This is a genomic window from Labilibaculum euxinicum (assembly GCF_963678175.1).
Taxonomy (GTDB): Bacteria; Bacteroidota; Bacteroidia; order Bacteroidales; family Marinifilaceae; genus Labilibaculum; species Labilibaculum euxinus.
Genome location: NZ_OY782756.1, coordinates 1,792,059 through 1,804,526 on the forward strand (window position 1 = coordinate 1,792,059; position 12,468 = coordinate 1,804,526).

At 39.4% G+C, this 12,468-nt stretch carries 9 protein-coding genes; all 9 read left to right on the forward strand.

The window, feature by feature from the left end; all coding sequences use genetic code 11:
- Positions 1–34: 34 nt before the first annotated feature.
- Complete coding sequence (ilvD, locus tag ACY0M5_RS07535; protein ID WP_124992152.1) at positions 35–1,870, forward strand: dihydroxy-acid dehydratase; 1,836 nt, start codon at positions 35–37, stop codon at positions 1,868–1,870.
- A gap of 92 nt (positions 1,871–1,962) precedes the next feature.
- Positions 1,963–3,699 carry a biosynthetic-type acetolactate synthase large subunit gene (ilvB, locus tag ACY0M5_RS07540; RefSeq protein WP_156196243.1) on the forward strand — a complete coding sequence of 579 codons (1,737 nt, stop codon included), beginning with the start codon at positions 1,963–1,965 and terminating at the stop codon, positions 3,697–3,699.
- 97 nt (positions 3,700–3,796) lie between these two features.
- Complete coding sequence (ilvN, locus tag ACY0M5_RS07545; RefSeq protein WP_101311018.1) at positions 3,797–4,312, forward strand: acetolactate synthase small subunit; 516 nt, start codon at positions 3,797–3,799, stop codon at positions 4,310–4,312.
- 104 nt (positions 4,313–4,416) lie between these two features.
- Positions 4,417–5,463 (forward strand): ketol-acid reductoisomerase, encoded by a 1,047-nt coding sequence (ilvC, locus tag ACY0M5_RS07550; RefSeq protein WP_101311017.1) that lies wholly within the window; start codon positions 4,417–4,419, stop codon positions 5,461–5,463.
- A gap of 455 nt (positions 5,464–5,918) precedes the next feature.
- On the forward strand, positions 5,919–7,412 hold the full coding sequence (locus ACY0M5_RS07555) for a 2-isopropylmalate synthase (RefSeq protein WP_124992151.1): 1,494 nt from the start codon (positions 5,919–5,921) through the stop codon (positions 7,410–7,412).
- A 178-nt stretch (positions 7,413–7,590) separates the two neighbouring features.
- On the forward strand, positions 7,591–8,991 hold the full coding sequence (gene leuC / locus ACY0M5_RS07560) for a 3-isopropylmalate dehydratase large subunit (protein ID WP_461631330.1): 1,401 nt from the start codon (positions 7,591–7,593) through the stop codon (positions 8,989–8,991).
- 88 nt (positions 8,992–9,079) lie between these two features.
- Entirely contained in the window at positions 9,080–9,664 is a 585-nt protein-coding gene (gene leuD, locus ACY0M5_RS07565; protein ID WP_101311014.1) for a 3-isopropylmalate dehydratase small subunit, read from the forward strand.
- Between the two features lie 14 nt (positions 9,665–9,678).
- Entirely contained in the window at positions 9,679–11,244 is a 1,566-nt protein-coding gene (locus ACY0M5_RS07570) for an alpha-isopropylmalate synthase regulatory domain-containing protein (RefSeq protein ID WP_225441360.1), read from the forward strand.
- A gap of 75 nt (positions 11,245–11,319) precedes the next feature.
- On the forward strand, positions 11,320–12,390 hold the full coding sequence (gene leuB, locus ACY0M5_RS07575) for a 3-isopropylmalate dehydrogenase (protein ID WP_124992149.1): 1,071 nt from the start codon (positions 11,320–11,322) through the stop codon (positions 12,388–12,390).
- The last annotated feature ends 78 nt before the right edge of the window (positions 12,391–12,468 follow it).

The window sequence follows — 12,468 nt, forward strand, 5'->3', positions numbered from 1 at the left end:
CAAACAAGAATAAACTATTAACGAATTAACCAAAATGTATAAAAATAAATTACGCAGTGATCAGACCACACAAGGCCGAAGAATGGCCGGAGCGAGAAGCTTGTGGCGGGCAAACGGAATGAAAGAAGAGATGTTCGGAAAGCCGGTTATTGCGGTGGTGAACTCTTTCAGCCAATTTGTACCGGGACATGTGCACTTGCAAAATGTAGGGCAAATGGTGAAGACGGAAATTGAAAAGGCCGGCTATTTTGCTGCTGAATTTAATACGATAGCTATCGACGATGGAATAGCAATGGGTCACGACGGAATGCTCTACTCTCTGCCTTCACGCGACGTAATTGCCGATAGTGTTGAATATGTTTGCAACGCTCACAAGGTTGATGCCATGATCTGTATTTCCAACTGTGATAAAATTACTCCTGGAATGATGATGGCTGCCATGCGATTAAATATCCCTACTGTTTTTGTTTCGGGTGGACCAATGGAAGCCGGTGAGTCGAAAGGCGAGAAGCTTGATTTGGTGGATGCCATGGTAAAAGCCGGTGACGATAGTGTCAGCGATGAGCGCATGCAGGAAATTGAAGAATCAGCTTGTCCTACTTGCGGCAGCTGTTCGGGAATGTTCACCGCCAATTCTATGAACTGTTTGAATGAAGCATTAGGTTTGGCTTTGGCAGGAAATGGAACTTTACTGGCTACTCATAAACTTCGTAAAGATTTGTTTACTGATGCGGCGCAATGCATTGTAGATATTACGAATAAATACTACAAAGAGGGTGACGACCGGGTTTTACCTAGATCAATTGCCACAGTGGATGCTTTTAGAAATGCAATGACATTGGATATTGCAATGGGAGGATCAACAAACACTGTGCTTCATTTGTTGGCAATTGCCCATGAAGCCGAAGTTGATTTCACCATGAAAGATATGGATGAACTGTCTCGTAAAACACCAAATTTGTGTAAAGTAGCTCCAAATTCGCCTAAATATTACATCGAAGATGTGAACAGGGCGGGAGGAATCATGAGTATACTTGCAGAATTGGATCGTGGAAATCTTTTAAATACTGATGTGTATCGTGTTGACTCTGCCAACCTAAAAGAAGCTTTGGAATTGAATGATCTTTTTTCTGAAAAGCTGACTGCTAAAGCGCTGGAAATATATCATGCTGCACCAGGTCAATCGGGTAGGAACTTAACGTTTGCTTCTCAAAATACTGCTTTTAAGGAGCTGGATAAAGACAGAGAAGCCGGTTGTATCCGAAGCATGGAAAATGCCTACACTCAAGATGGTGGATTGGCCGTTTTGTTTGGAAACATTGCTCCAAACGGGAGCATTGTAAAAACGGCAGGAGTAGATTCGTCAGTTTTCAATTTTACAGGTACGGCAAAAGTATATTATTCACAGAAAGATGCTTGCGAAGCCATTCTTACAAAACAGATTAATGCTGGCGATGTGGTTGTGATTCGTTACGAAGGACCAGCTGGCGGACCCGGAATGCAGGAAATGCTGTATCCAACCTCTTACCTGAAATCAATGGGATTGGGAGCAAAATGTGCTTTGATTACCGATGGACGTTTTTCTGGTGGAACTTCCGGATTATCAATCGGTCATGTGTCTCCTGAGGCAGGAGCCGGAGGAGCAATTGCTTTAATTCAGAATGGTGATAAAATTGAAATCAGTATCCCTAAAAGAAGCATTAATGTCTGTATTTCTGATGAAGAATTAGCACAGAGAAGAAAAGACGAAGAAGCATTTGGTCAGGAAGCATTTGTGCCCCGAGGACGTAACCGTCAGGTTTCAAAAGCTCTGCAAGCCTATTCAAGACTTGTGTCTTCGGCAGATAAAGGAGCAATTAGACAATTATAAATTATTAATTAAGAATTAATAATAGAGTCAAAGGAGTCAAAAAATTTTAAGGAATTCACTGCTTTCGACTTTTGGCTAAAACAACAAACACAATGGAAGTAGCAGCAAAAACAAAAAATACAAATGGAATGATTAAAACCATTGAAAGAATATCGGGAGCCGAGATTTTGGTTCGAACGCTTATTCAGGAAGATGTAGATACCATGTTTGGATACATTGGTGGTGCAATCATGCCTGTTTACGATGCTTTGTACGATTATCAGGATGAAATGAAACAGTACATGTCGAGGCATGAACAAGGAGCAATGCATTCTGCTCAGGCTTATGCACGAATCAGTAAAAAACCAGGTGTGTGTTTTACGACTTCGGGTCCTGGCGCAACAAATGTAATTACCGGATTGGCGGATGCATATCTGGATTCGACTCCTATGGTTGTAATTACCGGACAAGTAGCCAGTGGTTTATTGGGAACAGATGCTTTTCAGGAAACCAATATGGTTGGTCTGTCAATGCCTGTAACAAAATGGAATTATCAAATTACAAGTGCTGATGAAATTGCCAAGGTAATTGCTAAAGCATTCTATATTGCCCGTTCAGGTCGTCCGGGTCCGGTTTTAATTGATATCACTAAGGATGCTCAGATTGCCACAGCAGATTACGAATATAAAAAATGCGAAAGGGTACGTTCTTATCAGCCGGTTCCAAAAATAAATCAGTCGGAGATTGAAGCCGCCGCCGCATTAATCAATGGTGCAAAAAAACCATTGCTTTTGGCCGGACAAGGAATTTCTCTTTCGGGAGCTGAAAAAGAATTGATGGAATTTGTTGAGAAAACTCAGGTTCCTGTTGCTTGTACTTTGTTAGGATTGTCATCATTCCCTACCGATCATCCGTTGTATGTTGGAATGCTGGGAATGCATGGAAATTACGGACCGAATATGAACACCAACGAGTGCGATGTTTTGATTGCAGTTGGTATGCGTTTCGACGACAGAGTAACCGGAGATACAGCAAAATATGCCAAACAGGCAAAAATCATTCATATCGATATAGACAGATCAGAACACAACAAGAATATTATAGTTGATGTACCTGTATTTGCTGATGCCAAGCAAGCTTTAGCCGAACTGAATAAGTTGGTTAGTGGTGGAGAAAAAGCAGCATGGATGAAGACTTTTAAAGATTACTATCAGCTTGAATTTGATAAAGTAATTAGTAAGCAGGCTTATGCCAATAAGGAAAACATTAACATGGCCGAGGTAATTCGATTGCTGTCGGAGCAGACTAATGGCGAAGCTATTTTGTGTACCGATGTTGGACAGCACCAAATGACAAGTGCCAGGTATTATGAGTTTAAAAAACCAAATACTCAGATTACATCAGGAGGACTAGGAACCATGGGATTTGGTTTGCCTGCAGCCATTGGAGCTCAAATAGCTGATATGGATGCAACGGTTGTATCTGTTTCCGGAGATGGTGGATTCCAAATGACTTTACAGGAGCTTGCGGTAATCAAACAGTATAACCTGCCGGTTAAAACAATTGTATTAAACAACTCGTTTTTAGGAATGGTACGTCAGTGGCAGGATTTGTTTTTCGAACAACGATTTTCAAATACTCAGCTGGAGAATCCTGATTTTGTAAAGATTGTTGATGGATACGGAATCAAAGGAAAAAGAGTATCGAAGAGAGAAGATTTGGATGCTGCAATAAAAGAAATGCTGGAAACACCGGGAGCTTTCTTTTTAGAAGTGATTGTTGAAACGGAGTGTAATGTTTTGCCAATGATTGCACCGGGAGCTGCAGTATCGGATATGCGGTTGGAATAAGTTTAAAGTAAAAGGAGAAGGTTTAAAGTGAAGAGAATAAACCATTTTATTGAGTTTTATCTCGTATCTCATTTCTCACATCTAATATCTAAATAAAATGAAAGAATATACAATTACGGTTTTTTCTGAAAACGACATCGGTTTGTTGAATGAGGTAACCATTGTTTTCTCGAGAAGAAAAATTAACATAGAAAGCTTAACTGTTTCCGAATCGGAAGTAAAAGGGGTTTCACGATATACCATTGTTGCTTTTATGGATGAAATGAAAGTTGAGAATGTGGTTCGTCAAATCGAAAAGATCATTGGGGTATTTAAGGCCTTCTTTTTTGAGGCTGATGAGATTGTTCATCAGGAAGTGGCATTGTTTAAAATTGCAAATTCTCCCGATTTAAATGGAAATCTGGAAGCATTAATGAGAAGTCAGAATGCAAAAATTCTTACTGTTCATCCGGATTTTCTGGTGATTGAAAAAGTTGGGTATAAGGCTGATAACCAGGAATTGTTTAATGAGCTGGAACAGTTTGGTGTATTGCAGTTTGCCCGTTCGGGTCGGGTTGCAGTATCCTGTCAACAGAAAGAATTTACAAGTTATTTAAAAGAATTATCAAATTAAAAATAGATGTAAGATGATAGAAATGAGATGTGAGAAAATAGAATCGTTCACATTTCACTCTCAAAATCTAATATCTAAAATCTAATATCTAAAAAATAGAAAAAATGGCAACAATAAACTTTGGTGGCGTTGAAGAAAAAGTAGTTACACGTGAAGAATTTTCGTTGGAAAAAGCACGTGAGGTAATGAAAGATGAAACCATTGCGGTTATCGGATATGGTGTTCAGGGACCAGGTCAATCATTAAATTTAAAAGATAATGGTTTTAACGTAATCGTTGGTCAGCGTAAAGATTCTAAAACCTGGGATAAAGCTGTCGCTGATGGTTGGGTTCCAGGAGAAACTTTATTCGAAATTGAGGAAGCTCTTGACAAAGCTACCGTTATTCAATATTTGTTATCAGATGCCGGACAGATTGCTGTTTGGCCTACAGTACAGAAATACTTGAAGCCAGGTAAAGCACTTTACTTTTCTCATGGTTTTGGTATCACTTACAAAGAGCGTACGAATATTATTCCTCCGAAGGATGTTGATGTAATTTTGGTGGCTCCAAAAGGATCAGGAACCAGTTTGAGAAGAATGTTTTTGGAAGGACGTGGTTTGAATTCTTCGTATGCGATTTTTCAGGATGCAACTGGAAGAGCTTTCGACCGTGTTGTGGCATTGGGAATTGGTGTTGGTTCAGGTTACCTGTTCGAGACTACTTTTAAAAGAGAAGTTTACTCGGATTTAACTGGTGAGCGTGGAACATTGATGGGATGTATTCAAGGAATTTTTGCTGCACAGTATGAAGTTCTTCGTTCTAACGGACATTCTCCTTCTGAAGCGTTTAACGAAACTGTTGAAGAGTTAACTCAGAGTTTAATGCCATTGGTTGCTGAAAATGGAATGGATTGGATGTATGCAAATACTTCAACAACAGCACAACGTGGAGCATTAGATTGGTGGAAGCCTTTCCGTGATGCTACCAAACCGGTTTTCGAAAAATTGTATAAAGAGGTTGCTGCGGGTAACGAAGCACAACGTTCTATTGATTCCAATAGTCAAAGCGATTATCGTGTGAAATTAGATGCTGAATTAAAAGAACTTCGCGAAAGTGAAATGTGGCAGGCGGGTACTGCTGTTCGTAAATTAAGACCTGAAAATAACTAGAAATACATTCAAAACCTGACAGATTTTTAAAACCTGTCAGGTTTATTTCAAGCTTGGATATCCCATTAATTAGAAAACAAAGATTGGCTTAGTTTGCAGGTTAATAGGGTTTTGTGTTTTAGTTTGTGTTTCGGGAAATGTATTTGAATTAGTTTGAAGATCGTAGTTGCAATTGAATAATTGTTTTTCCCAAAGGCCATAAGTTTTTAGGTTTGTCAGGGATTGGGAGATTTCTCCCATTATTCTAAAATAGTCCAAAACTTTAGTAAGATGATTTATGATAGTATCCTTATTGGTTTTAACCTGATTATTGATCTCATTATTGGAGAATCAACAAGGAAGACTGTATAATATTCTAACTAATGTAAGGTTATCATGCAAGGTTCTTCCAAAGACAGGGAGAATTTTTTTTTGCAGCAAAAACGAGTAATAGCATACGTAAAAACACAAATACAATGAGTGATAAAATATTTATTTTCGACACCACACTTAGAGATGGTGAACAAGTTCCGGGATGTCAATTGAATACAATTGAAAAAATTGAAGTTGCCAGAACTTTAGAGGCTCTTGGAGTGGATGTTATAGAAGCAGGTTTTCCTGTTTCAAGTCCGGGAGATTTCAATTCAGTCGTCGAAATAGCCAAAGCGGTTAGTAATCCCATTATCTGCGCACTTACCCGCGCTGTTGAAAAGGATATCGATGTAGCTGCCGAGGCTCTTAAATTTGCAAAAAGAGGGAGGATTCATACCGGAATTGGTACTTCTCCTTATCACATAAAATCAAAATTAAATTCAACCCCCGAGGAAATACTCGATCGTGCTGTTCGCGCAGTAAAGTATGCCAAGCGTTATGTCGAGGATGTTGAGTTTTATGCTGAGGATGCCGGGCGTTCAGATAATGAATATTTGGCCCGCGTAGTTGAAGCGGTTATTAAAGCCGGAGCTACAGTTATTAATATTCCTGATACAACAGGATATTGCCTTCCCGGAGAATATGGTGCGAAAATTAAGTACCTGATGGAAAATGTCTCCAATGTTCACAAAGCAATTTTATCAACCCATTGCCATAATGATTTGGGTATGGCTACTGCGAACTCTTTAAGCGGCGTAATTAATGGAGCCCGTCAGGTAGAGGTTACCATAAACGGAATTGGAGAACGGGCAGGAAATACTTCATTGGAAGAGGTGGTGATGGCCATTAAAACGCATCATGCCTTGCCTTTCTATACCGATATCAAGAACAAGGAAATTTATGCTGCCAGTCGTTTGGTTTCGTCTTTAATGAACATGCCTGTTCAGGCAAATAAAGCCATTGTTGGAAGAAATGCATTTGCTCATTCATCAGGAATCCATCAGGATGGATTCTTGAAAAACAGAGAGAATTACGAAATTATCGATCCTGTTGATGTTGGGATTAAGGAATCAGCAATTGTTTTAACAGCCAGAAGTGGTCGTGCAGCATTAAATCATCACCTAAGTCAAATGGGCTATACATTAACCAAAGATCAGCTGGATGATGCCTATAATCGATTCTTGGTGATGGCTGATCAGAAAAAGAATTTGACAGAGAAAGATCTTTCGGAATTAATGGGTGATGCCAATGATTTGCAGAAATCAGTGGAATTGGAATTACTGCAGGTTGTTTCCGGTAAATCAACCATTCCGATGGCTACGGTACATCTGAAAATAAAAGGAGTCAGCTGTGCGGCAACCGCTGAAGGAAACGGGCCGATAGATGCTTGTTTCAATGCGGTTAAAAAACTGATAGAACAAAAATTCACTTTGGGTGAATTCCTTGTTCAGGCGCTTACCCGCGGAAGCAATGATTTGGGAAAAGTTCATGTTCAGGTTGAACACAAAGGTCGTACAGTCTACGGGTTTGCGGCGAATGTTGATATCATTACAGCTTCTGTTGAAGCATTGGTTGATGCGCTTTCCAAAATAGTATAAGACAGATTTAGATAAAAATATTCAGAAACTATTTGAATTTGTTTTTAGAATTTTTTTCGGTGAAAGATGAAGCGTAACAAGGCAAATTAAGGCAGTTAGGCTTTATTTATTCATATAAAAAAACTGAAGGATAAATTAAAACAGTTTCTCAAATACATAATCGTATTAAAAGAGTAATATGGAACCAAAAACACTATTTGATAAAGTATGGGATGCTCACGTGGTTGAGAAAATTGAGGGAGGCCCCAGTGTATTTTATATTGACAAGCATTTGATTCACGAGGTAACCAGTCCGCAGGCATTCTCCGGATTAGAGGCAAGAGGAATGAAAGTTTTTCGTCCTGAAAATACCATTGCAACTCCAGATCATAACATTCCGACAGAAAATCAGCATTTAACGATTAAGGATGAATTGTCGAGAAAGCAAGTTGAAACTTTAACGGCTAACTGCGAGAAAAATAACATTACACTTTATGGTTTAAATCATCCATATAATGGGATTGTTCATGTTGTTGGTCCGGAGCTTGGACATACACAACCGGGAATGACTCTGGTTTGTGGTGACAGTCATACTTCAACACACGGTGCTTTTGGAGCTGTAGCTTTTGGTATTGGTACTTCGGAGGTAGAAATGGTTTTGGCAACTCAGTGTATTTTGCAGCCGAAGCCTAAAAAAATGCGGATTACTATTGATGGCCAACTGCAAAAAGGCGTTACCGCAAAAGATCTTACACTTTATGTGATAGCACAGCTGGGAACCGGCGGTGCAACCGGATATTTTGTTGAATATGCAGGATCGGCAGTTTGTGCTTTGAGTATGGAAGGTCGAATGACTGTTTGTAACATGAGTATCGAAATGGGAGCCCGCGGAGGAATGATTGCTCCCGATCAAACTACTTTTGATTATGTGGAAGGTCGTGAATTCGCACCAAAAGGCGAGGACTGGACAAAAGCTTTGGCCAAATGGAAAGAGTTAAAAACTGATGAAGGAGCTAAGTTCGATAAAGAATATACATACAAAGCTTCGGACATTGAACCAATGCTGACTTATGGAACCAATCCAGGAATGGGAATTGGAGTTTCCGGAAGTATCCCAACTGCAAAAGATGTGGATCCAACCGAATTGCCAACTTTCAAAAAGTCATTGGATTATATGGGATTTGGTTTAGGAGACAAACTATTGGGTAAGAAAGTTGATTACGTTTTTGTGGGTAGTTGTACCAATGGTCGTATTGAAGATCTTCGAATTTTGGCTGCTGCGGTTAAAGGAAAGAAAAAGGCAGATTCAGTTACTGCATGGATTGTTCCCGGATCAAAACAAGTTGAAAAACAGGCTATAGAAGAAGGCTTGGTTGAAATTTTGGAAGAAGCAGGATTTAAAATGCGTCAGCCTGGCTGTTCTGCATGTTTAGCCATGAATGACGATAAAATTCCGGCAGGAAAATACAGCGTTTCTACATCAAATAGAAATTTTGAAGGAAGACAGGGACCCGGCGCAAGAACAATGTTGGCCAGTCCGCTTACGGCTGCAGCTGCTGCAATCACCGGAGTTGTTTCTGATCCTAGAGAATTGTTTTAATCAAATTCAGTTATCAGTAAATAGTAATTAAACAGTATTTGGTTAGCGTAACGATAGCTATCGGCTAACTGCTAAAAGTGAAATAATTATGCCAATAGATAAATTTACCACATTGGAATCGACATATGTACCGCTTCCCGTTGAAAATGTGGATACAGATCAAATTATTCCTGCACGTTTCCTAAAGGCGACAAGCCGTGAAGGATTTGGTGAAAATCTTTTCCGCGATTGGAGATATACTTCTGACGGAAAAGAAAACCCTGATTTTGTTTTGAATAAATCTGAATATTCAGGCGAAATTTTAGTGGGAGGAAAAAATTTCGGAAGTGGTTCATCAAGGGAACATGCAGCATGGGCAATTCACGATTATGGTTTTAAAGTTGTTGTGAGTAGTTTCTTTGCTGATATTTTCCAAAATAATGCGTTGAATAACGGAGTGCTTCCTGTTATGGTTTCGCCTGAATTTTTAGCGAAAATATTCGATGCCGTAGAGAAAAATAAGGAACAAAAAATCGTAGTTGATTTGGAGAAGCAAAGCATTAGTCTGAATGGAGAAAGCGAAAGTTTTGCAATTAATCCTTACAAGAAAAATTGTTTACTGAACGGATTCGACGATATCGATTTCCTTCTCGCAAGAAAAGAAAAGATAGAGGCTTTTGAAGCCAATAACTAATAGAACATGCAAAGATGAACGAACTGCGTAGCTTAGAAATAATGGACACCACTCTTCGGGATGGTGAGCAGACTTCTGGGGTAAGCTTTAATTCCGAGGAAAAGTTAGGCGTTGCAAAATTATTACTGCAATCCTTAAAAGTAGATCGGATAGAGGTAGCCTCAGCCAGAGTATCTGAAGGAGAATTTCAAGCAGTAAAGCGAATTACCAAATGGGCAGAAGAGAACGATTGTCTGGACAAAATTGAAGTTCTGGGTTTTATTGACGGAACTGCCTCTCTTGATTGGATTCATGCAAGTGGTGCAAGAGTAGTGAATTTGCTGTCGAAAGGTTCATTAAAGCATTTACAGGGACAGTTGAAAAAATCACCGGGACAGCATGTTCAGGATATAAAAGACGCCGTGGCCTATGCATCAAATCTGGGAATCAAGGTAAACCTATATCTTGAGGATTGGTCGAATGGGATGATTTCTTCAAGAGATTACGTTTGGTATCTGATGGATGAACTTCAACATGAAAACATTCAGCGTTTCATGTTGCCCGATACTTTAGGTGTATTAAATCAGGTGCAGGCTTTCGATTTTTGTTATGCTTGCCGCGAAAGATATCCAAAACTGCATTTCGATTTTCATGCTCATAATGATTACGATTTGGCAGTGGCTAATGTTTATTCTTCAATTTTAGCTGGTATTAATGGCATTCATACAACAGTGAATGGTTTAGGCGAACGAGCGGGAAATGCTCCTTTGGCTTCCGTAATAGGAGTAATAAACGATCATTTGGCTCGTAAAATAAATGTTGATGAGAACAAAATCAATATTGTTAGTCGAATTGTAGAGACTTTCTCAGGAATTCGGATACCCAGAAATAAGCCTTTGGTAGGAGAGAATGTTTTCACACAAACCTGCGGCGTTCATGCCGACGGCGATTCAAAGGATGATTTGTATTTTAACCGTTTAATGCCCGAAAGATTTGGACGTGAACGCAAATATGCCCTTGGCAAGACATCGGGTAAGGCGAACATTAAAAAAAATCTGGAAGAGCTGGGGATTACTTTGGAAGAAGAAACCATGAAACTGGTTACAAAGCGGGTCATCGAACTGGGAGATAAAAAAGAAGTAGTTACCATAGATGATTTGCCTTACATTGTTTCTGATGTTTTGAATCAGACAATGGATGAGATGCCAATTCAGATCAAACATTATTCTTTGTCTTTATCCAAAGGAATGCGTCCGTTTGTTTCTATTAATCTGGAAGTAAATGGGAAAATGTACGAAGGAACATCGTCTGGAGATGGTCAATTCGATGCTTTTATGAATGCCATTTGGAGCATTTATGACGAATTGGGCAGAGAACGGCCAATATTGACCGATTATCTGGTTCGAATTCCTCCGGGAGGAAAATCAGATGCTTTGGTGGAAGCTTTTATTGCATGGAATTATAAGGGGAAGGAATTTAAAACCCGGGGATTGGATCCTGATCAGATAGAAGCAGCAATAAAGGCTACTCTTAGAATGCTGAATTTAATTGAGCAGCATGACAATGTACTCGCAGGGCAATTATCAGATAACAATAAATAAAAACATAAAATGTGTAATTGGATTTTGATAAAGTTAAATCTTCTCAAATCTGATATCTAAAGATCTTACAACAAAATGAAGTACAAAATAGCAGTATTGGCCGGAGACGGAATCGGACCTGAAATAGTAGCACAGGCAAGAAAAGTTACCGATGCAGTTGTTCAAAAATTTGGACACGAATTTGAATATACAGAAGCTTTGGTAGGAGCTGTAGCCATTGATGAAGTTGGTAACCCTTATCCTGACGAAACACACGAATTGTGTATGAATTCGGATGCCGTTTTATTTGGCGCCATTGGTCATCCCCGGTTCGATAACGATCCAAGTGCAAAAGTTCGTCCTGAGCAAGGTTTGCTGGCCATGCGTAAGAAATTGGGCTTGTATGCTAATCTTCGTCCGGTAAATACGTTTAAGTCGCTGATTCATAAATCTCCTTTAAAAACCGAATTGGTTGACGGTGCCGATTTTATGTGTATTCGTGAGCTAACCGGAGGAATCTATTTTGGCCGTCCGCAGGGACGTACCGAAGATGGACAAACTGCTTACGATACATGCGTGTACTCCGCCGATGAAATTGAACGAATTGTTCGTTTGGGATTTGAATATGCAGGAAAACGCCGCAAAAAACTAACCATTGTTGATAAAGCAAATGTATTGGCTACATCAAGATTGTGGAGAGAAGTTTCTCAAAGAATTGAGCCTGAATTTCCTGAAATTGAAGTGGAATATATGTTTGTTGACAATGCCGCTATGCAGTTAATTACCTGGCCAAAACGTTTCGATGTAATGGTTACCGAAAATATGTTTGGAGATATCCTTACCGATGAGGCGAGTGTAATTTCCGGTTCAATGGGAATGCTGCCTTCAGCATCAATAGGTGTTCACACTTCGGTATTTGAGCCAATTCATGGTTCTTATCCACAAGCTGCGGGTAAAAATATTGCCAATCCTTGTGCTACGGTTCTTTCTGCAGCCATGATGTTCGAATACGCATTTGGCTTGATGAAAGAAGGAGCTTTAATTCGCGAAGCAGTTGACAAAGCATTGGAAGCAGGTATTGTTACTGAAGATATTGCTGATGGCAAAAAGGCTTACTCAACGAGTGAAGTTGGTGATTGGTTGGCAAATTACATTCAAAATGCATAATTAATACACATCATATGTAAGAATAAGCCTGAAGGAATTGGTTACTTTCAGGCTTATTTATTTTAACAAAAAAAAGGG